The sequence below is a fragment of the Streptomyces antioxidans genome, from assembly GCF_000968685.2.
Taxonomy (GTDB): Bacteria; Actinomycetota; Actinomycetes; order Streptomycetales; family Streptomycetaceae; genus Streptomyces; species Streptomyces antioxidans.
Map to the genome: position 1 here is coordinate 61,565 of NZ_LAKD02000006.1, position 20,359 is coordinate 81,923.

Below are 20,359 nucleotides of genomic sequence, written 5' to 3' on the forward strand. Positions count from 1 at the left end.
GGCCCGTCACTTGGTGGAGGCGTGCATCGGGGGCGGGACAGGCCGCCGCGGGTCCGCCGTGGGGTTAGGCCGAGAGGGCCGTCAGCCGTCGGCGGTCGTGGGGAGAGGAACGGCGGTCCAGCCGCTCCGCCAGGCGATTCCGGGCCGCCTCGCTGCGGCCCGCGGACACGAGCGCGTACAGTAGGGCCTCCTCGACTATCTCGCGCTGCGCGGCGCTGCCGCCCACGCCGGGGAGTCGCGGCAGCAGGCGCTCCAATCCGCGTGCCGCGTCCTTCCAGCGCTCCTCCAGGATGTCCTCGAACGCCGCGCACAGCGGGGCGATAACACGTCGCTGCACCTCATCGGCGCGCCGGGCGTGGGCCCCCAGTCTCCGCAGCCCCGGCAGGTCGTCCGCGGCGGTGAGGGCGATGGCGGAGTGCAGGGCGACGAACGCGGTGGCCGGACGCTCCAGGACATCCGCGGGCGCCGTGTCCAGGACGTCGCCGATCGGGAGCGGGCCCCGCCACGCGCCCGCCAGCCGGGCGCGCCACAGCAGGGAGCCGGAGTCGACCAGGGCGCGGACCCCGTACACCTTCCCCGGCGACAGCTGCTCCGCCCACCGGCGGCGCACCGCCGCCGTGTCCTCGAGGGCGAGTTCGTGCAGGGCTGCGTGCCAGGAGAAGTGGGCGCGGTGTGTTCCGCCCCGGCCCTGGTGGGCCAGCCATCGTTCCAGTCGGTCGCGGCCCGCCCGGTGGTCGCCGGACTCGTAGTGCACATGGGCGAGGGCGTGCATGGCGTGACCGGAGGCGGGTTCGGCGGCCAGGGCCCGTTCGGCCAGGGCCCCGGCCTCGTCGTAACGCCCCTGCTCCTGGCGCATGAAGGCGAGCAGGGACGTGTGGAACCAGCCCTCCCCGTGTGCCGGGGCGGTGTGCTCGACCACGCGGAGCGCGGTGGTGCCGTCGAGGTCGCGCAGACCGGAGAAGGCGATGGTGGGCACGGCGGCGGCGAGCGCCAGCGCGTCCCCCGGGTACTCCTCCAGATGGCGCAGGAGGGCGGTGTCGCCGTCCGCGGGCGGGTGCAGGACGCGGCGGGAGACGACGTCCACGAAGGAGCGTTCGTGGACGTCGGCGCGCTCGCGCACCGCGCGCCGGGCGTCGGCCAGGGCGCGGGGGACATCCACATCGGCCCCGCACTCATGGCCGATGAGCGCGAGCGTGGCGTGGCCGAGGGCGAATCCGGGGTCGAGCGCCACCGAGCGGCGGAGCGCCTGGGCGGCCCCGGTCCTGACCTTCAGCAGCCGGTCCACGCCGAGGCGGTAGGCGGTGGCGGCGGCCGCGTGGGTGCTGAGGGGGAGGCCGGAGGTGTCCACGGGCCGACGTGTCCGGCGCCGGGCGGGGCCGCCGGTGGCGGGGAGCGCGGGGGCCGTCCACGGGTCCAGGACGGCCTCGGCGATGGTGGCGGCCTGTACCCGGATCTCCGGGATGGCCGTGGTCTCCCACAACTCGCCACGGCGGGGCGCGCCCAGGGTCCACAGGGGGCGGGCGGTGGTGGCGTCCGCGCCGCGCAGCCGTCCGTGGTCGGTGGCGACCCCCATGCCGAGCGGGCCGGGCATCGCGGCGCCCCGGTCGAGCAGGCTACGCCACAGCGGGTCGGCCGTGCCGGAGAGCCGCGATCCCGGCCCCGTACAGTCCACGACCCAGCCCACGGGCAGTGTGCGGGGGCCGTCGGCGGTGGTGAGGGTGACCGTCAGGGAGCCGTCGGGCCGGGCCGAGGCGGCGGCGAGCCGCCCCTGGTGCGTCCGCATCCGCCTGGTGCGGCGCATCCGCCCGACCGCCTCCGCGGTGGCCGGGGACATGCGGTGGCGGTGGGTGTTCCACAACGAGCCGTCCCGCTCCACGAACTCGGCCCGTTCCGCGGTGGACATCGATGCCCAGATCCCGGCCGTGACCGGGCGCAGTCCGTCCACCGCGGGCCGCCAGTCGCCGTGGGTGCGCATCACCCGGCCGATGTGCCGACGCACCGCGGCCCGCAGCGCGGCCAGGGAGAGCCCGTGCAGTGGGGTCTCACACATGGCGGCGGGCAGCGGGTCCACCGCATGCGCCTGCGGCAGCCTTCCGCCACGGGACACACCGTGCACCGTGCGGCCGGGGCGGTCGAGGGTCATGGCGATGTCCACCGAGGTCAGCCCGGTGCCGACGAGGAGCACATCCTCCTTGCGCCCGTCCTGGAGGGCGGCGTCCAGGGCGCCCGGTGCCCAAGGGTCGGCGATGAAGCGGTCGTTGCCGCGCAGGTCCTCCGGGGCCCAGTCGGCGGTGGCGCGGGACGGCCCGGTGGCCAGCACCACGCGGTGCGCCTCGACGGTACGGCCGTCGGCGAGCTCCAGCCGGGCGCGGGGGTCCCCGCCGGGAAGGGTGGTCCAGTGGCAGCCGGTGGCCCGGGTGCGCAGTCGGCGGACGGCGACCACGCCCTGGGCGGCCATGATGGCCCGGCCGAGGGTGTCGGCGAGATAGGCGCCGTAGCGGTACCGCTCCGCGAAGTCGCCACTGCGCACACCCGGTTCGCCGTGGTGGCACAGCCACCGCACGAAGTGTCCGGGATCGTCGGGGTAGCAGCTCATCTTGCCCGCCGCCACATTGAGGCGGTGGCGCGGGTCGGAGGTGGAGTAGGCGATGCCGCGACCGGCCTCCGGGGCGGGGTCGATCAGCAGGAGTTCGAACGGAACACGGCGGCGCGCCGCCGTCTCGCAGAGCTGGATCGCCACCAGCGCGCCGGAGGCACCCGCCCCCACCACGGCGACGGTCCTCGTACCCGGCCCTGATGTGCTGCACGGCTCTGGCGACGCCATGTGATACCTCCTGCTTCCCCGGAACCGGCGGCGGAGCAGACCGATGCCCGCTCACGCAACCGGTACCGTAGCCATCTAAGTACACCAATTCAATGAACTTGATGAACTCATGGCCGAACAACGGCCCACCCTTGGCGCCACCAGGCGGGATGCCCGAGCCGAGGGCCCGGGGCCCGGCTCCCTGACAAGGACCCGCGTGATAACTTGCCCTGGTGCGGATCACAGCCAAGTCGGACTATGCCGTCCGGGCCATGGCCGAACTGGCGGCCGCGGAGGGCTCACCCCTGACCGCCGAGCAGGTGGCGACCCGGCAGGACATTCCCCTGCGTTTCCTCTTCGGCATCCTGCGCGAGCTGCGCCTGGCCCATCTGGTACGCAGTGTGCGGGGCCCGGAAGGCGGATATCTGCTGGCGCGTCCGGCGAAGGAGATCGCCCTCGCCGATGTGATCCGTGCCATCGACGGTCCGCTGGCCAACGTGCGGGACGTGGGCCTCAGCGGTCTGGAGTACCCGGGAGCCGCGGCGGTGCTGCCCGATGTCTGGCGCGCGGTGCGGGCGAGTCTGCGGCAGGTGCTGGAGAAGACCACCTTCGCGGATCTGGCCGCAGGGAAACTGCCCCCGCTGGTCCAGGAGCGAGCGCGGGAATACCTCGACGACGTCCGCCACTACGACATGTGAGGGCCGCGGCCGTTGGCGTCGATACCGCGCCAATCCCCCACTGGCGGGCCGAGTTGGGCGGTCGCGGACCCGGATCGAGCGTTCGCGTACGGGCAGGAAATCGGTCGCCGGACGGGCCGAGCGCTGCTAACTTGCGGTTGTGGATCTCTTCTCACACTCGTGGACGGCGCTGCGCACGGCGGTCGCCGACCTCCCGGACGAGGACTTCGCACGGCCCTCCGGCTGTGCCGGATGGCTGGTACGGGACCTGGTGTGCCACCTGGTCATCGACGCTCAGGACGTCCTGATCACCCTGGCCACCCCCACCGACGCGGAACCGACGCGCGACGCGGTGACCTACTGGGAAGTGGCCGACACGCCGCCGACCGGCGACGACCCGCTCGACGCGCTGACCGTCCGGCTGGCCGCCGCGTACGAGGACCCGTGGCTGCTGAAGTTCCACCTGGACGACGTGGGCTCGGCCGCCGGGCGCGCGGCCGGGCTCGCCAGTCCGGGCCTGCGGGTCAGCACCCGCGATGTGGTGCTCACCGCGGATGACTACCTCTCCGCGTACGTCATGGAGTGGACCCTGCACCACCTCGATCTGATCGCCCACCTCCCGGGCGTGGCGGGGCCTCCCGCCGAGAGCCTTGCCGGGGCGCGCGAGACGCTGGAGCGGATCGCCGGGGCGCCGTTCCCCGTGTCGTGGTCCGACAAGGATGCGCTGCTGGTCGGCACCGGGCGACGGGCCCCGACCGCCGAGGAGCGGGCCGACCTGGGCGACCTGGCCGCGAAGCTGCCGCTCGTCCTCGGCTAGCCCTCCCTCATCCTCGGATAGCCCTTGCTGGAGGGAGCGGGGCGCGGGGCCGGGGTCAGTGTGTGCCCCGGGCGGCCGGGTTGCCCTGGTGGGTGAAGGCGGCCCAGAAGTGGACGCGGTCGAGATCGGTGCGAGTGGCCTCGCCACGGAGTTCGCCGCGGAGGGTGGGCGGGGGCTCGCGGTGCGGGTCCAGCATCCAGAGCTGGGCGGCGCGCAGGGCGTCCACCGGGGCGTGGCCGTGGGTGGCGACGAAGTCGTGGAAGACGGCCATCATCAGGGCCGTCGGGGCGTCGTTCACGGCCCAGCGCGAGCCGATGACATCGGCCGCGCCACGGGCGACCAGGGCGGTGGACAGGGTCAGGGCCTCGTCGTGGTCGCGGGTGCTCAGATCCGTCTCGCAGGCGCTGAGCACCACCAACGGGCCCGCCCCGCCCGGCTGTTCGGTGGCGGCGCCGTCCAGGATGCGGGCCACGGTCAGGCGTCCCGCGTCCTCGGGTCCGGTGGGCGGGGCGGCGAGCCAGAGTGCCGAGCGGGTGGGGTCAGGACCGGCCAGGGCGTGGCAGCAGATGTGCAGAACGGCCACCGGTGAGCCGCCGCCGGGCAGGGCGGCGAGGACGTCCTCGGGTGTCCCCGGCGCGTCGCTGACATCGGCCGTGGGGAACTCGCCGTAGCGCAGGCCGTCCGGGTAGCAGGCCGTGTGCAGCGCCTCCGCCTCGATCTCGGCCCATACGAGGCTGAGTTCGGGGTCGGCCACCAGGATCTGCCCGGCGGTGGTCGGCAGCCGGTCCCGGGGCGCGGCCCGCAGGAACTCGGCGCCGGAGGGGGCGTAGCTGAGCACCGCCTCCTCGCAGGCGTACCGGTGCCCGCGTCCATCGGTCCCGTACGGGGTGCGGGCCGCGTGCCAGGCGACCGCGCCGAGTGGCCCGCACGGCACCAGCACGATCCTGGGCGGCCGGTGGAGCGGGCCCACGGCAGCCAGGACGGGACCCATCGCGGCGGGCCAGGCCCAGTCGCACAGCTCGCGCAACGCCGCCTCCCAGCGCCCGTCCCACTCGGTCTGACGGCCCGGGTCGGCCGTGGCGTCCGCGGCTGCCCCGGTACGCCGGGCGGTGACGTCGAGGTAGCGCTCAAGTGGCGGGCTGCCGGGGGTCAGCAGCGGCAGCTTCAGTACGGCGGGCCCCGCGCTGCCGGTGCCGGTGCCGGTGCCGGGGCGGACGATCAGGGCGAAGCCGGGCATGCCGGGGTGCTGCCCGGGGACGAGATAGACGAGCGCGTCGGCGCCGGAGGCGGTGAGACCGGCCCTCAGCGCCGACAGGTCGGGCGGGCCGAGCAGCCGCCAGGCGTCCTCGCCGCTGGCCGCGCCCAGCGCCTCGAGTGCCCTGCGCCGCAGGGTGCCCGGGACCTGCTGCCCGGTGGCCTGGATCCGCTGCTCGGTGGACGGTGCCCGCTGCCCCGTGGCCCGGTCCGGCGGCGCGGCCGTGGCGTCGGGCCGGGGCACATCCGCGGCGACCTCGGCGCGCCACTGCCGGGCCAGGTCCGGGTGTCCCCGTGCCTCGAGGAGTTCGGGAATGCCACGGGACGCGGCGGCGGCCCGCAGCACCAGGGCCCGGCCCAGTTCCAGCGCGTTCACCGCATCGGCCGGGCGGTCGCACACGGTGGTCCAGTAGGCCAGCCACAGGGCCTGTGCCGACCCGAAGCGGGCCACCGACAGGCCGTGTTCGGAGCCGAGCTGGAGCAGGACGTCGGCGGACACCCTGACCAGCGCCTCGCCCCGGGCGGCCAGGGCGGCCTCGCGGTCCGCGGCGGCGCGCGGACCGCCGCGGTCACGGCGCAGCCAGTGGGCCTCGGACAGCTGGGTGAGGGCGTCGGCGGTGTGCGGCGGGCCATGGCCCCCGACGATCAGCTCACGGACCAGGCACAGCTCGGTGATGCACCGATCGAGCAGATCCGGGTCATCGAGGTGGCGGGCCGCGTGCAGCAGGGCCCGGCCGAGCTGGTACCGCAGCTGGAGTTCCTGGCGGGGGGAGGGCTGCGGTCCCTCAACGATCCGGTGGACCTCCGCGACGGCCTCGTCGGCGGCGTCCCGGCCGGGTTCGATCATGATCAGCTGGATCAGCGCGGAGGCGCGCACGGCCGGGAAGTACGGCGCGAGCATGGGGGCGAGCCCCCGCGGGTCGGTCTCCGCCACCTCCCGCAGATACCGGGCCGCGGCGCGGAATCCGGCCGGATCCTGGGTACGGGCGGCCTGCTCCTGATGGACCTCGGCCAGGACACCGGCGAGGGCGAAGCGGTTCTCCTGGTCGGGCGGCAGGGCCGCGTACAGCCCGGTCAACTCCTCGACCAGGCGCGGCAGCACGGTGGGGTCCCCGCCGCGGCGGACCAGGGCCAGCTCGTGCTGGGCGGCGAACACCACCGAGGTCAGCGTGTTCAGGGACGGCGGTGAGCCCTCGTCCTCGTATACCGCGCGCAACTCCCTGCCCAGGGTCAGCGCGGCGTCGGCGGCCCGGAGGCTGCCCCCGAGCATCGCCACCTCATGGAGCCGCCCGGCCATGCCGGCGGCCAGGGAACGGCGGGCGGCCACGGTCCTCTCGCCGTCCCCCGACAGCGAGTCGGTGATCTCACGGAGCCGGGCGGCGCTGGTCTCCAGGTGTCCGAGATCGCCGGTCTGGGACACCCGTACGGCATCGACGAGAGTGGCCAGCCGCTTCTCCAGACCGACATACCCCGGGCGGCTGGGACGGTCGTCGGGGTCCGGCCCCGGCTCCGCCATGGCCTCGTCCAGCTCGTCGAAGTCCATCGTGCCGGGCACCAGGAGGTTGGCCCACACCAGCAGGGCGGCGTGCAGCCTGGCGATGCGGGCCCGTTCTGGCGCGCGCGCCGACAGCTCCCGCAGGGCCCGCCGGGCGATGTCCGCGCCGCGGTGGACGTCCCGGGCCAGCGCCCGGGGGTCGCCGCCGCCCGACCCGAGCCGGGTCAGCAGTGTGCGCAGCGGGGCGAGGCCCGGCCGGTCCAGGCCCAGGGCCGCCACTTCCGCGGCGGCCTCCTCGGGGGAGTTCGTGGGGTGGTCCACGGCCCGGTACAGCCACACCACGAGCCCCGTGAACCGCGGAATGTCGTCCGTGGCCCAGCACAGCACGCCCCGGACGGCGTCGGCCAGCGGGTCGCCGACACCCTCATCGCCATGGCCATGGCGTCGTTCCTCGTCCACCCCGTGCTCCTCCCCCGTGCCGGATCCCGTCCCCCGTTTGGGTACGGCGTTCTCACGCGTCCGGCAGCACCCCCGGCCGGAACTTCTCCACCCCGACCACGCGGTGGACATGGTGCGGCTCGATGTAGACCGCCACCCGCACCTCACCGGGGGCCAGCCAGGGGAACGTCTCGGTGCCCAGGTACTTCCGCGCGAGACGGTCCATCACCCGTACGGCCGGAGCGCCCTCGACGAAGCGGACGGCGCTGCCCCGGATCTCCACCCGGTGATACGGGTCCTCGGTGTCCATGCAGCACAGCGACACGCGGGGATCGCGGCGCAGGTTCTCCTCCTTGACCCGGCCCGACGAGGTGTTGATCACCACCAGGCCGTCCTCCAGGTCGGCCCACATCGGCGTCAACTGCGGCGAACCGTCCGGGTTCACCGTGGCCACCTGCCAGAACCGGGGTTCCCGAAGCCAAGTGCGGGTGATGTCGTCCAGCGTGGCGGTCATGCGGTCTCGCTCCTCCTTGGTGGGCCAAACCGTCAACGCATACCCTGACCACCGGGGTTCCGAACGCCCGGGACCGGGGAACCGCTGCCGCGCACCACCGGCACTCCGTATGCTCAGAGCATGATCGATGTGCCGCTCTCCGCGCTGGAAGTCGCCATGGTCCAAGCTGGTACGCGAGCCGTGGACACGCTGCGTGACACCACCGCCTTCGCCCAGCGTCTCGACGCCCTCGGCTACCGCCGACTCTGGTACGCAGAGCACCACCACTCCCCCGCCATCGGGGCGTTCCCACCCGTGGTGCTGACCGCCCACGCGGCCGCGTCGACCTCGGCCATCCGGCTGGGCTCCGGCGGCGTACTCGCCCCCAACCACGCCCCCATCATGCTGGCGGAGCAGTTCGGCACGCTCGCCGCGCTGCACCCCGACCGGATCGACCTGGGCATCGGCCGCGGTCCCGGCACCTTCGACGAGGCCACGGCCCGGGCGCTGCGGCGTGGCGCCGGTCCGACGACGGACGAGGAGTACGGGGGCGATGTGGCGGCGACGCTGCGGTTCCTGGTCGAGGAGGTCGCGCTCGGCACGCTCCCGGAGCCGTGGCTGCTTGCCTCCAGCGACGCCGGTGCGGCGCTCGCCGCGCGGCTCGGCCTGCCGCTGGCCTTCGCCCATCACATCCGCCCCGACAACACCCTCGCCGCGCTCGACCACTACCGTGCGCGCTTCTCCCCCTCCCCGTGGTGCGCGAGCCCCCGTGTGCTGGTGTGCGTGGAGACCGTGTGCGCCGAGTCCGAGGAGGAGGCCGGGTGGCTGGCGGGCCCGATGAACGTGGTCAAGGCCGGGCTCCTCAAGGGGCACAGTGAGGTCGCGTTCCCCTCGCCCGAGGAGGCGTCGGCGCATCCGTTCACCGAGGAGGAGCGGGCGGGGGTGGCGGCGTTCGGGGCGCACCAGGCGTACGGCACGCCGGAGACCGTGCTGCGGCGGCTGGCGGAGGTGGCGAAGACGACCGGCGCGGAGGAGCTGATGCTGGTCACACCGGTCTACGCGCTGGCCGCGCGGCTGCGCAGTTACGAACTCGTCAAACGGCACGCCGCCACGCCGTAGGCGACGACGCGACGGCGCCGATCGGACAGGCGCACGGCGGGCGCCCCGGGCCGCTCATGGCCCGGGCGCCGGTGTCTCACAAGAATCACACAAAGCGGCCTCCTACGGTTCCCGGCGACGAAGACGCACAACTCGTAGGAGGTTGCGCCATGTTCGGCAGTCGCCGTCGCCGTCCACGTGTCCTCGCCGCCCTGTGTGCGGCCCTGGCCATCGCGATGCTGGCCTCGTGCAACAGAACGGTGAACACGGCCGATGGTGCCACCTCTGACACCGGCGCCCCGCCTTCCGCCGCGAAGCCCAACATCGTGTACGTCCTCACCGACGACCTGGCGTGGAACCTCGTGAAGTACATGCCGCACGTACAGCAACTGCGGAAGAAGGGGACGACGTTCACCGACTTCTTCGCCACCGACTCGCTGTGCTGCCCGTCGCGTTCTTCCCTCCTCACCGGGCAGTACCCGCACAACACCGGGGTCTTCACCAACAACGGCGATGACGGCGGCTACGGCGCCTTCATGAAGAACCACAACGAGGAGAAGACCTTCGGGCCCGCGCTGCAGCGCGCCGGCTACCGCACCGGGTTCATGGGCAAGTACATCAACGGATACCAGCCGGGCGACAAGCACGGCACCGACAAGCCCTATGTGCCCTCCGGCTGGGACGAGTGGGACGTCGCCGGGGACGGCTACAAGGAGTACGACTACGAGCTGAACGAGAACGGCAAGGTCGTGCCCTATGGAGACGCCCCCAAGGACTATCTGACGGACGTCCTGTCGGAGAAGGCCACCTCGTTCATCGGCTCCTCGGCGGCTGCGAAGAAGCCGTTCCTGCTGGAGGTGGCCACGTTCGCGCCGCACGGCCCCTCCACACCCGCGCCGCGCGACGAGGACACCTTCCCCGGGCTCGAGGCTCCGCAGACCGATGCCTATGACAAGGCGACCCGCGACGCGCCGAAGTGGCACAACATCCTGACGCCGCTGAAGCCGAAGGAGGAGAAGCAGATCGACCGGAAGTTCGCCAAGCGGGTGCGCTCGGTCCAGGCGGTCGACGACATGATCGGTCGGCTGGGGAAGACCCTCGAGGACAAGGGCCTGGCGGACGACACCTATGTCGTGTTCGGCTCGGACAACGGCTTCCACATGGGAGAACACCGGCTCCGTCCCGGGAAGCAGACCGCCTACGACACCGACGTCAATGTGCCGCTGGTGGTCGCGGGACCCGATGTCCCGGCCGGTGAGGAGGTGTCCCAGCTCGCCGAGAACGTCGATATGAACCCGACCTTCCTGGACCTGGCGGGCGTGGATCCGCCGTCGACCGTGGACGGGCGCAGCCTCAGCGATCTGATGCACGGCCGGACGGAGAAGGAGTGGCGCGATGCCGTCCTGGTCGAACACCATCACGCGGGTTCCACGAAGGACGATCCCGACGCGGCGCCCGAGATCACCGGCAACCCGCCGACCTACGCCGCGATGCGCACCGATGACTCCCTCTACGTCGAATTCGCCGATGGGCAGCGGGAGTTCTACGCGCTGGACTCCGACCCCGAGCAGCTGACCAACCGGGCGGCGTCCCTCTCGGCCGGGCAGCGGGCCGCCCTGCACCGCACCCTCACCGCGCTCCAGCGGTGCAAGGGCGCGGAGAGCTGCCAGGACGCGTCCCGGACCGACGGCTAGCGGCGCCCGTACGCCTCAGGCGCCCGTACATCAGGCCCCCGTACGCCTCAGTGTGCGAGAGCTGGGATGACACCGCCCGCGAGCACCGCTGCCCGCTGTCGTGGCGAGAGGCGGTGGCGGACGGTGTACTCCTCGTCCCGGGTCGTGTTGTGGACGCGGAGCCTCGGTTCGCCGTCCGGGGCCAGGGCCCCGCGCAGACCGGAAAGACGCAGCCGGTCGTCGCGGCCGATGCGGTCGTAGTCCGCGGGGTCCTCGAACTCCAGCGGCAGCACACCGAAGTTGACCAGGTTCTGCCAGTGGATGCGGGCGTAGGACGTGGCGATGACGGCTCGCAGGCCGAGGTAGCGCGGGGCGATGGCGGCGTGTTCGCGGGACGAGCCCTGTCCGTAGTTCGCACCGGCCACGATGAGGTGCCCGGTGTCCTCCCGGACCGCCTCGGCGCGCCGCGGGTAGTCGGGGTCCAGCCGGGTGAGGGTGAATTCCGCCAGCTTGGGGATGTTGGAGCGGTAGGGCAGGGCGTTCGCCCCGGCCGGGGAGATCTCGTCGGTCGAGACATCGTCGCCGGCCTTGAGGAGCACCGGGCCGTGAATGCTGTCCGGCAGCGGATCCAGCTCCGGCAGCGCGGAGATATTGGGGCCGCGCACCAGCTGGACGCGTGCGGCCTCGCCTGGTGGCAGCGGTGGTTCCAGCATGGCGTCGTTGTGCGACGGCGGGTCCGGGGCGTCCGGTGCGGGAGGGGCCGCCACCGAGGTGCGCGCGGCCCAGTCGCGCGGATCGGCGATGGCACCGGTCAGCGCGGAGGCCGTGGCGGTCTCCGGTGAGCACAGCCACACCGCGTCGTCCACGGTGCCGGAGCGGCCGGGGAAGTTGCGCGGGAAGGTGCGCAGCGAATTGCTCCCCGGGGCCGGGGCCTGCCCCATGCCGATGCAGCCCAGACAGCCCGACTGGTGGATGCGGGCACCGGCGGCGATCAGGTCGAACGTGGCGCCGCGGCGCGTCAGGTCCTGGAGGATCTCGCGGGACGTCGGGTTGATGTCGAAGCTCACCCCGGCCGGGACCTGGCGCCCGGCCACCATGGCGGCCGGAACGGCGAAGTCGCGGAACCCGGGGTTGGCGGAGGAGCCGATGACGGCCTGGGTGATGGGCTCCCCGGCGGCCTCCCTGACCGGTACGACGTTTCCCGGCGAGGTGGGCCGTGCGATCAGCGGCTCCAGTGAGGACAGGTCGATCTCCTCGTCGAGGTCGTAGGACGCGTCCTCCACCGCGGTGATCTCCACGAAGTCGGCGCCGCGCCCCACCCCGTCGAGGAAGCCGCGCACCGCCCCGTCCGAGGGGAACACGGTGGTGGTGGCGCCCAGTTCCGCCCCCATGTTCGCGATGACGTGGCGGTCCATCGCGGTGAGGGAGGCCAGACCGGGGCCGTGGTACTCCAGGACGCGCTGGACTCCTCCCTGCACCCCGTGGCGGCGCAGCAGCTCCAGGATCACGTCCTTGGCACTGACCCACGGAGGGAGCTCCCCGGTGAGCCGGATGCCCCAGACCTTCGGCATGGTGAGGTGGAGCGGCCGTCCGGCCATGGCGAGCGCCACTTCCAGGCCGCCGGTGCCGATCGCCAGCATGCCCAGGGAACCGGCCGCACAGGTGTGGGAGTCCGAACCGGCCAGGGTTTTTCCCGGGGCGCCGAAGTGGTGCATATGGGTCGGGTGGGAGACGCCGTTGCCGGGCTTGGAGAACCACAGGCCGAAGCGTCGGGCGGCCGAGCGCAGGAAGAGATGGTCCTCGGCATTGCGCTCATCGGCCTGGAGGATGTTGTGGTCGACGTACTGAACGCTGGCCTCGGTACGGACCCGGTCCAGGGCCAGCGCCTCCAGCTCCTGCATCACCAGCGTGCCGGTGGCATCCTGCGTCAGCGTCTGGTCCACCCGCAGCGCGATCTCCTCCCCCGGCTCCGTCCGGCCGGACAGCAGGTGGTCGTCGATGAGCCGCTGGGTCACGGTGCCGTGCGCACGGGCACGGGGCAGATCCATGAGCCACCGCCTTCCGGGCGGAGCGTCCGGGCCCTCCGGGCGCCCCGCGTCGGGTACCCGGTCCGCGCCGTGTCATCTTCCTTCCCGTTCCTTCCTTCCCGTTCCTTCCTGCCGATTGCCGGAGATCGGCAGGGGTGGAACCGGACGTCGGCCCCTCCCGAGGGGCGCGGGGTCAGCCGACCGGATCAGCCGTCTCACCCGGTCGGACACCGCCGTGCGGCCCCGTCACTCGGGTCCGGCGAACGTTGAGGAGCCACAGCCCGCACATGAATACCTGCGGCGAATACCTGCGGCGAAGACCTCCAGGGAAGTGAGGACACCATGGCGGCGTCTCCGGCTCTCGGCTCCGGACGCGAACGGGTCCGGGCACGTGGACGGGTCCGGGCACGTGGACGGGTCCGGGCACGCGCCGCGGCGGCCGGATGCGCCCTGGCGGTGTGCGCGGCCACGGCGGCCCCTGCCGCGGCGGCGGACGACGCGCCCCGCCGCAAGCCCACCGTGGTCCTGATCCACGGCGCGTTCGCGGACGGCTCCAGCTGGAACGGTGTCATCGCACGGCTGGAGCGCCGCGGGTATCCCGTCATCGCCCCCGCCAACCCGCTGCGCGGCCTCGCCACCGACTCCGCCTACATCGCCTCCGTCCTGGACAGCGTCAAGGGCCCGATCGTGCTGGTGGGCCACTCCTACGGCGGCGCGGTCATCAGCACGGCCGCGGCGGGGAACTCCCGGGTGAAGTCGCTGGTGTACGTGTCCGCCCTGATGCCCGACAAGGGGGAGAGCGGTCAGTCGCTCGCCGCCCGGTACCCCAGCGAGCTCGCCACCGCCACCAGGGCGGTCCGCTACCGGGCCGGGGGCGGTGTGCGGGGCACGGACCTGTACCTCAAGCGGGACAAGCTGCACCGGGTCTTCGCCGCCGATCTGTCGGCCGGTACGGCGAGGCTGCTGGCGGCGACCCAACGGCCCGCCAGCACCGCCGCGTTCTCGGAGAAGGCGAAGGTGGCGGCGTGGCGGAAGATTCCGTCCTGGTTCCTCGTCGCCCGGCAGGACAAGACCATCAACCCCCGGCAGGAGCGCTTCGAGGCCAAGCGCGCCCATTCGCACACCGTCGAGATCGACTCCTCCCATGTGGCCATGATCGCCCACCCCCAGGCGGTCACCGACCTCATCGTCAAGGCCGCCACCGCGACCGGTTCGGCCCGGCCCTCCCCCGCGGCCAACCCCTCCGACTCCCGCGCCCGGCCGGAGTCCCGGCCCGCCGACACGGCCACCGCATGGGTGACCGCGGGCGCCGCGGCGCTGCTCCTCAGCGGTGGCGCCCTCCTCGTCGGCCGCCGCCGGGGCCGACGGCCGCGCTGACCGACCGCCGATGGCCATCCGGCGAGAGGACGCGAACCTGGGACGCGCCCCCTACAGCCACCCGCGCTCGCGGGCGATCCGCGCCGCCACGTGGCGGTTCTCCGCGCCGAGTTTGGCCGCGGCGGCGGACAGGTAGTTGCGCACCGTCCCGGGCGACAGCGCGGCGCGCGACGCGATCTCCGCCACCGGTGCCCCGTCCTCGGCCAGCGACAGCATTTCCGCCTCGCGGGAAGTGAGCGGCGACTCACCCGCGGCGATCGCGTCCGCCGCCAGTTCGTGGTCCACGTAGCGGCCGTCCCTGTGCACCGTGCGGATGATCTCGGCCAGTCGGCGCGCGGACACCGTCTTGGGCACGAAGCCCCGCACACCCGCGGCCAGCGCCTGTTTCAGCGCCCCGGCCGCGGCGTGGCTGGTGACGATCATCGAGGTGCACTCCGGCACCTCGTCGCGCAGCCGCGCCGCCACCGTCACCCCGTCGTATCCGGGCATCCTCAGGTCCAGGACGGCCACGTCGGGGCGGTGTGCGCGGGCCATCGCCAGCGCCTCGTCGCCCGTTCCGGCCTCCGCCACCACGGTGATGTCGTCCTCCAACGCGAGGAGGGAGGCGAGCGCGCCCCGGATGAGGTGTTCGTCGTCCGCCAGCAGAACCCTGATCATTCGGCCGCCTCCCAGGGGATCCTCGCGGTCAGTCGGAAGGTCCCGTCCGGGCGCCGTTCGGTCGACAGCGTGCCGTCCACCTCGGCCAGCCGCTCGCGCAGCCCCGGCAGACCGCTGCCGGTGCCCGGCCGGGGGTCCGGGTCCACCCCGTCGTTCTCCATCAGCAGGGCCACCGAGCCGGTGGCCACCGCGCGCACCGACACCTCGCAGCGGGACGCGCCCTGTGCGTGGCGGAGCACGTTCGTCGTGCCCTCACGGACCACCCAGCCGAGCGCCGCCTGTGTCTGTGCGGGCAGCCGCGCCGCCGGGCCGTTCTCTATCCGGCAGTCGATCCCGGCCGCCTCGAGCACGGACCGGGCCCCGGCCAGCTCGGCGTGGAGGTCGGCGGTGCGATAGCCGCGCACCACCGCGCGGATCTCCCGCTGTGACTCCTGCGCGATCCGCTGCACCTCCTCCATCTGGGCCACCGCCTCCTCCCGGCCCCGCCGCGCCAGCTGCACCGCGAGCTCGCTCTTCAGCGCCACCACCGCGAGGTTGCGGCCCAGCACATCGTGCAGATCGCGGCCGAAGCGCAGCCGCTCCTCCGCCACGGCCAGCCGGGCCTGTGTGGCCCGCGCCCTGGCCAGCTCCTCGATCAGCCGTACGCTCCACCCGGAGATCCGCATCGCCGTCGCCATGAAGGGAACCATGAGCAGGCCGGCGCCGATCACGAGGACCAGCCGCTGGCCCGACAGCCCGCTCGCCACCGCCGCGCCGATCGCCGCCACCGGCACCGCCGCGACCAGCGCCACCCCGGGGCGGCGCGGCAGCGCCAGCATCGGCGGACCGGCGTAGTACATCAGCAGCCAGACCAGATATGACACCAGGTTCCCCTGCTGGATGCGTCCGGTGGCCAGCAGTACGCAGCCCAGGGTGGCCATGGCCACGGTGAGGGCGACATACAGCGCGACCAGCGGGACCGGGCGCGGCCGCGCGCCGAGGTAGTAGAGCAGGGCGGCGCGGGAGAGCAGCCCCTGGACGGTGACGTGGGCCGCGCCCAGCGCCGCCACCAGCGCCAGCCCGAGCGGACCGGCCTCCGCCGTCGCGATCCAGAACACCCAGAGCACCGCCTCGGTGGCCGCGAGGAAGACGACGGCGGCGAGGCTGTAGCGGCGGTAGCGCTCGGGGCCGTCCGGGCCCCCGAGCCGCTCCACCCAGTCCTCCACGCTCATGGTCGCCGTCCCGCTCATGCTCCTCGTCCCATCGCCTCGGGCTCCGCCGTCCTCAGCCCCGCGGTCCCCAGCGGAACCACCGGCGCACACCGAACACTGCCAGGCCCGTCCAGGCCAGCGCGAGGAGCGCCGCCCGGAGCTGGTCCATACCGTCAAGGCCGCCGGTCCAGCCGCCCCTGAGCAGGTCCATCACCGGCGAGAACGGCAGCCAGGCGGCGATGTCGGCCATCGTGTCCGGCATCACCTCACGCGGCGCGTAGACCCCGGAGCCGCCCATGGTCAGCAGCAGGAAGGGCAGGAACGTCAGCTGTGCGCTCTCCGCGGTCCGGGTGAACGCCGCCGTGAGCGCCCCCGCCGCCACCAGCATCGCCACGCCGACGAGCAGGCCGAAGACCGCCAGGTGCGGGGCGGCCGGGGCGTCCGCGTCCAGGAACACGGTCATCCCGATCGCCAGCAGCACGGATTGCACGGTAGCCAGCAGGAACGCCGGGAGGGCGTTGCCGACCAGGATCTCCCAGTCGCGCAGCTCGCCGGTGCGCAGCCGCTTCAGCACGAGGGATTCGCGGCGCAGGACGTACACACCGACCAGGTTCGTATAGACCGAGAAGAACAGTGCCAGCGCCAGCGCGGCGGGCAGCATGACGGTGGCCATCGACAGACCGGTGCCGCCCAGGTCCATCTCCTTGACCACACCGCGCATCGCGAAGGCCATGGCGCTCGGCAGGACCACCGCGGTGACCAGGGACGCCTTGCTGCGCATCAGCAGCGTCAGCTCGGCGCGGCCGAGGGCGGTCAGGCGGTCCCTGGCGGTGACCCGGGTGGGGGTGGCCGCGGGGGTCCGTACCGTACGGGTCGCTGACGTGGTCATCGTGCCGCCTCGCTCTCCAGGCCCTTCGCGATCTCCATGAACGCCTCCTCCAGCGTCGCCGACCGGGCGTCGAACCCGTGCAGCGCCACGTCCTTGTCCCGGGCCCACAGCAGCAGCTCCGTGGCCGTGCGCTGGAGGTCGGCGGTCTCCAGCCGGACCGTACGCCCGGCGCTCTCCTGCCTGGTCACCCCCAGCGGTGCCAGCGGTGGCAGATCGCCGGGGAAGTAGTCCGGGGGCAGCTCGAACGCCATCCGCGAGGGCCGCTCGGCCACCACGTCGGCGACCCGCCCCGAGGTGGCGATCCGTCCGGCGTGCATGATCGCCAGCCGGTCGGCCAGCTGCTCCGCCTCCTCCAGGTAGTGGGTGGTGAGCAGCACGGTGGTGCCCTGGTCCTTGAGCCGCTGGATCAGCTCCCAGGTCTCGTGGCGGGACTGTGCGTCCAGGCCGGTCGTCGGCTCGTCGAGGAACAGCACCTCGGGCCGCCCCAGCAGGGCCAGGGCGAGATCGAGGCGGCGGCGCTCGCCGCCGGAGAGCTGCTTGACCCGCACCGCCCGCCGCTGGGTGAGCCGGGTCAGCTCCAGGGCCTCGGCCACCGGCCGGGACCCGCTGGTGCACCCGGCCCACATGCGGGCGGTCTCGGCGACCGTGAGCTCGGTGGGGAAGCCGCCCTCCTGGAGCATCACCCCGATACGGGGGCGTACGGCGGCGCGGTCGCGGTACGGGTCGCCGCCCAGCACCCTGACCGTCCCGGAGGTGGGCGTGGCCTGCCCCTCCAGGACCTCGAGGGTGGAGGTCTTCCCGGCCCCGTTGGTCCCCAGGAGTGCGAAGAGCTCACCACGGGCGACCGTGAGGTCGATGCCGCGCACGGCCTCGAAGCCCTTGTAGTGCCGCCGCAAGTCGGCGGCTTCGATAACGGTGTCCATGGCGTCCAGGTTTCCGGCGCGGCGGGGCCGGGAGGAGTGCGGTGTGTCATGAGTCCGCATGACGGATGTCATGCGGACTCATGACATCCGTCAGAGGCCGCGGACGGCGTCGGTGAGCGCCTGGTCGAGGATGGCGGCGCCGCGGGCGATCTCGTCGTCGCTCGCGGTCAGCGGGGGCGCGATACGGAAGGTGCCGCCCATGCCCGGCAACTGGACGATGTTCATGTGCAGCCCGAGCTCGAAGCAGCGCCGGGTGACGGCCGCGCCGAGCCGGTCGGCGCCACCGGCGCCCAGCACCTCGTCACCGACGAGCTCCATGCCCAGCAGCAGCCCGCGGCCGCGGACGTCCCCGATGACCTCGTGGCGGGTGGCGAGCTCGGCGAGCTGACCGCGCAGCGCCGTACCGAGTTCGCGCGCCCGCTTGTCGAGGTGGTCGCGGGCCAGCACGTCCAGGACGGTGTTGCCGACGGCGGCCGGCAGCGGGTCGCTGACATGGGTGGTGAAGAACAGGAACCCCCGGTCGTACGCCCGCTGCTCGATCTCCGGGCTGGTCAGCACGGCGGCCAGCGGCAGCCCCGCGCCGAGCGTCTTGGACAGCGTGAGGATGTCCGGGACCACGCCCTCGTGCTCGAAGGCGTACCAGTCGCCGGTGCGGCACAGCCCGGTCTGCGCCTCGTCGAGGATCAGCAGCATGTCCCGCTCCCGGCACTTCTGGGCCAGCGCGGCGAGATAACCCGGCGGGAGTTCGATGACGCCGCCGGAGCTGAGGACCGGCTCGACCAGGCAGGCGGCGAGGCTGCCGACGGACTGGGCGTCGATGAGGTCGAAGCCCAGGTCGAGCTGGCGGCGCCAGTCGAGCACGCCCTCGGCGTCCACGATGTCGGGGTGGAAGCGGTCCGGGACCGGCAGTGCGAAGTTGCCCGGCGCGGCGGGTCCGTAGCCCTTGCGCCCGGCGCTGTAGGTGGCGTTCGCTGCGGCCTGGGTCATGCCGTGCCAGGACCGGGCGAACGAGACGATCTCATGGCGGCCGGTGACGAGCTTCGCCATCCGCACCGCAGCCTCGTTCGCCTCCGCCCCGGTGGTCAGGAGCAGCGCCTTCTCGAGGGGGTCGGGCAGGGATTCGGCGAGCCGCCGGGTCAGGTCGATGACCGGGCGGCTGAGCATGCCGCTGTGCAGATGGTCGAGGTGGGCGACCTGCTCGCGCACGGTGGCGACGATCTCCGGATGGGAGTGGCCGAGGATCGCACTCATCTGGCCGGAGGTGAAGTCGAGCAGTTCGCGGCCGCCCTCGGTGAACACCGAGGTGCCCGCGGCACGGGCGATGACCTCGGGGGTGAACGCGGCTCGGCCGGAATAGCGGATGAGGTGGCGCTCCACGGCGCCACCGGCTGTCTCGGGATCCATACGGACGACGGTAGGGATGCGTCGCTGCGTGTGTCCATCGCACGGATCTGACCGTTCTGTTCGGTAGAACCGCACAGCGGAACCGTAGAATCGGGGCCATGCTCAACTCGGGCCGGCTGCGGCTGCTCAGCCTGCTGGAAACCCTGGGCACCGTGCGCGCGGTGGCCGAGACGCTGCACCTGAGCGCGTCGACGGTGTCCCAGCAGCTGGCGGTCCTGGAGACGGAGACCCGCTGCCGGCTGATCGAGCGCACCGGGCGGAGGGTGCGGCTGACCCCGGCCGGACTGCTGCTGGCCCGCCGGGGCCGGGAGATCCTGGACCAGATGGCGGAGGCGGAGGCCGAGCTGCACGCCCTGAACGACGAGCCCATCGGTACCGTACGGCTCGGGGCGTTCCAGAGCGCGATCTACACCTTCGCGGTTCCGGCGGCGGCCCGCCTGGCCACCACCCATCCGCGACTGCACCTCGAGCTGATCGAGCTGGAGCCGCACGAGGGCGGCCCGGCCCTCCGCTCGGGCGAGGCGGACGTCATCGTCACCACCACCGACTACGTCGGCCTCTCCTGGGGCGCGGACCTCGAGATCATCCCGCTGGGGACCGACCCGATCGTGCTGGTGCTGCCGCGCGACCACCCGCTCACCAGCCGTACGACGGTGAACCTCGCGGCGTGCGCGGAGGAGACCTGGGCGTGTGACCGGCCGCGGTCGTACATGGCGGAGCTGACCGTGCGGCTGTGCCGGGAGTCGGGGTTCGAACCCCGGGTGGCCTGCCGGTTCAGCAACTATCTGATGCTGCTGCGGCATGTTGAGTCGGGCCGGTCGATCACCCTGCTGCCCGCCCTCGCCATCACCCCGGAGCACGCCGTCGCCACCCGCGAGCTCAGCACACCGGTGCACCGCAACATCACCATCGCGGTGCGGCGCGGCACGACGCAGCGCGCGGCGGTGAACGCGGTCGTGGCGGCCCTGCGCGACCACCCCGAGATCCCGGCCCTGTCCGCCCCGAACCAGCGGAGCCAGCACCCCGCCCGGGACCGTTGACCACGGTCCCGAGTAGGGCCCGGGGGACAACTCGGCTTCGTGGTACGTTCGGTGCCGCCGTGCGCTGCCGCGAACCGAGGAGGTGAGACCGATCAACACTGTGA

Annotated in this window: 15 protein-coding genes; 6 read left to right on the forward strand and 9 right to left on the reverse strand. The window is 73.2% G+C overall.

The genetic code is table 11. From position 1 onward, the window contains the following. Positions 1–64: 64 nt before the first annotated feature. The gene (locus VT50_RS05230; RefSeq protein WP_046084659.1) at positions 65–2,824 is read right to left on the reverse strand and encodes an FAD/NAD(P)-binding protein; all 2,760 of its coding nucleotides are present in this window, start codon (positions 2,822–2,824) and stop codon (positions 65–67) included. A 212-nt stretch (positions 2,825–3,036) separates the two neighbouring features. On the opposite strand from VT50_RS05230, the gene VT50_RS05235 reads away from it, so the two are divergent. Next, the gene (locus tag VT50_RS05235) at positions 3,037–3,501 is read left to right on the forward strand and encodes an RrF2 family transcriptional regulator (RefSeq protein ID WP_046084660.1); all 465 of its coding nucleotides are present in this window, start codon (positions 3,037–3,039) and stop codon (positions 3,499–3,501) included. Positions 3,502–3,640: 139 nt separating this feature from the next. After that, complete coding sequence (locus tag VT50_RS05240; RefSeq protein ID WP_046084661.1) at positions 3,641–4,297, forward strand: maleylpyruvate isomerase N-terminal domain-containing protein; 657 nt, start codon at positions 3,641–3,643, stop codon at positions 4,295–4,297. Positions 4,298–4,352: 55 nt separating this feature from the next. On the opposite strand, the gene VT50_RS05245 is transcribed toward VT50_RS05240, so the two are convergent. Together VT50_RS05245 and VT50_RS05250 are read right to left on the reverse strand one after the other, a co-directional pair. Further along, a complete protein-coding gene (locus VT50_RS05245) occupies positions 4,353–7,505 on the reverse strand; it encodes a CHAT domain-containing protein (RefSeq protein WP_240529044.1) in 3,153 nt (1,050 codons plus the stop codon). A 52-nt stretch (positions 7,506–7,557) separates the two neighbouring features. After that, positions 7,558–7,998, reverse strand: a complete 441-nt coding sequence (locus VT50_RS05250; protein WP_046084662.1) for a PPOX class F420-dependent oxidoreductase — start codon at positions 7,996–7,998, stop codon at positions 7,558–7,560. A gap of 120 nt (positions 7,999–8,118) precedes the next feature. Between VT50_RS05250 and VT50_RS05255 the strand changes: the two genes are divergently transcribed. Further along, positions 8,119–9,096, forward strand: a complete 978-nt coding sequence (locus VT50_RS05255) for an MsnO8 family LLM class oxidoreductase (RefSeq protein WP_046084663.1) — start codon at positions 8,119–8,121, stop codon at positions 9,094–9,096. Between the two features lie 149 nt (positions 9,097–9,245). Further along, positions 9,246–10,769: a sulfatase family protein gene (locus VT50_RS05260; RefSeq protein WP_046084664.1), complete on the forward strand. Its 1,524-nt coding sequence runs from the start codon at positions 9,246–9,248 to the stop codon at positions 10,767–10,769. A gap of 47 nt (positions 10,770–10,816) precedes the next feature. Here VT50_RS05260 and VT50_RS05265 read toward each other — a convergent pair whose 3' ends face one another. Then, positions 10,817–12,796 (reverse strand): aconitate hydratase, encoded by a 1,980-nt coding sequence (locus VT50_RS05265; RefSeq protein ID WP_046084665.1) that lies wholly within the window; start codon positions 12,794–12,796, stop codon positions 10,817–10,819. A gap of 429 nt (positions 12,797–13,225) precedes the next feature. Here VT50_RS05265 and VT50_RS05270 point away from each other — a divergent pair, with 429 nt between their 5' ends. Continuing rightward, positions 13,226–14,152, forward strand: coding sequence for an alpha/beta fold hydrolase (locus VT50_RS05270; protein WP_046084697.1), 927 nt, complete (start codon positions 13,226–13,228; stop codon positions 14,150–14,152). Positions 14,153–14,203: 51 nt separating this feature from the next. Here the strand turns inward: VT50_RS05270 and VT50_RS05275 are convergent, their stop codons facing one another. From VT50_RS05275 to VT50_RS05295, 5 genes are all read right to left on the reverse strand, one after another. Further along, complete coding sequence (locus VT50_RS05275; RefSeq protein WP_046084666.1) at positions 14,204–14,809, reverse strand: response regulator transcription factor; 606 nt, start codon at positions 14,807–14,809, stop codon at positions 14,204–14,206. After that, on the reverse strand, positions 14,806–16,038 hold the full coding sequence (locus VT50_RS05280; RefSeq protein ID WP_240529046.1) for a sensor histidine kinase: 1,233 nt from the start codon (positions 16,036–16,038) through the stop codon (positions 14,806–14,808). The genes VT50_RS05275 and VT50_RS05280 overlap by 4 nt, the downstream gene beginning before the upstream one ends. Positions 16,039–16,072: 34 nt before the next feature. Then, complete coding sequence (locus VT50_RS05285) at positions 16,073–16,888, reverse strand: ABC transporter permease (protein ID WP_046084668.1); 816 nt, start codon at positions 16,886–16,888, stop codon at positions 16,073–16,075. Beyond that, a complete protein-coding gene (locus VT50_RS05290) occupies positions 16,885–17,811 on the reverse strand; it encodes an ABC transporter ATP-binding protein (protein ID WP_046084698.1) in 927 nt (308 codons plus the stop codon). The genes VT50_RS05285 and VT50_RS05290 overlap by 4 nt, the downstream gene beginning before the upstream one ends. Positions 17,812–17,901: 90 nt before the next feature. Further along, positions 17,902–19,215 (reverse strand): aspartate aminotransferase family protein, encoded by a 1,314-nt coding sequence (locus VT50_RS05295; protein WP_046084669.1) that lies wholly within the window; start codon positions 19,213–19,215, stop codon positions 17,902–17,904. 98 nt (positions 19,216–19,313) lie between these two features. On the opposite strand from VT50_RS05295, the gene VT50_RS05300 reads away from it, so the two are divergent. Continuing rightward, positions 19,314–20,255, forward strand: coding sequence for a LysR family transcriptional regulator (locus tag VT50_RS05300; RefSeq protein ID WP_046084670.1), 942 nt, complete (start codon positions 19,314–19,316; stop codon positions 20,253–20,255). Positions 20,256–20,359 lie beyond the last annotated feature (104 nt).

Coding starts and splice junctions, on each gene's coding strand:
- VT50_RS05230 (WP_046084659.1), bottom strand. CDS start 2,824: ATGGCGTCGCCAGAGCCGTGCAGCACATCAGGGCCGGGTACGAGGACC.
- VT50_RS05250 (WP_046084662.1), bottom strand. CDS start 7,998: ATGACCGCCACGCTGGACGACATCACCCGCACTTGGCTTCGGGAACCC.
- VT50_RS05255 (WP_046084663.1), top strand. CDS start 8,119: ATGATCGATGTGCCGCTCTCCGCGCTGGAAGTCGCCATGGTCCAAGCT.
- VT50_RS05260 (WP_046084664.1), top strand. CDS start 9,246: ATGTTCGGCAGTCGCCGTCGCCGTCCACGTGTCCTCGCCGCCCTGTGT.
- VT50_RS05265 (WP_046084665.1), bottom strand. CDS start 12,796: ATGGATCTGCCCCGTGCCCGTGCGCACGGCACCGTGACCCAGCGGCTC.
- VT50_RS05275 (WP_046084666.1), bottom strand. CDS start 14,809: ATGATCAGGGTTCTGCTGGCGGACGACGAACACCTCATCCGGGGCGCG.
- VT50_RS05280 (WP_240529046.1), bottom strand. CDS start 16,038: ATGAGCGGGACGGCGACCATGAGCGTGGAGGACTGGGTGGAGCGGCTC.
- VT50_RS05285 (WP_046084668.1), bottom strand. CDS start 16,888: ATGACCACGTCAGCGACCCGTACGGTACGGACCCCCGCGGCCACCCCC.
- VT50_RS05290 (WP_046084698.1), bottom strand. CDS start 17,811: ATGGACACCGTTATCGAAGCCGCCGACTTGCGGCGGCACTACAAGGGC.
- VT50_RS05295 (WP_046084669.1), bottom strand. CDS start 19,215: ATGGATCCCGAGACAGCCGGTGGCGCCGTGGAGCGCCACCTCATCCGC.
- VT50_RS05300 (WP_046084670.1), top strand. CDS start 19,314: ATGCTCAACTCGGGCCGGCTGCGGCTGCTCAGCCTGCTGGAAACCCTG.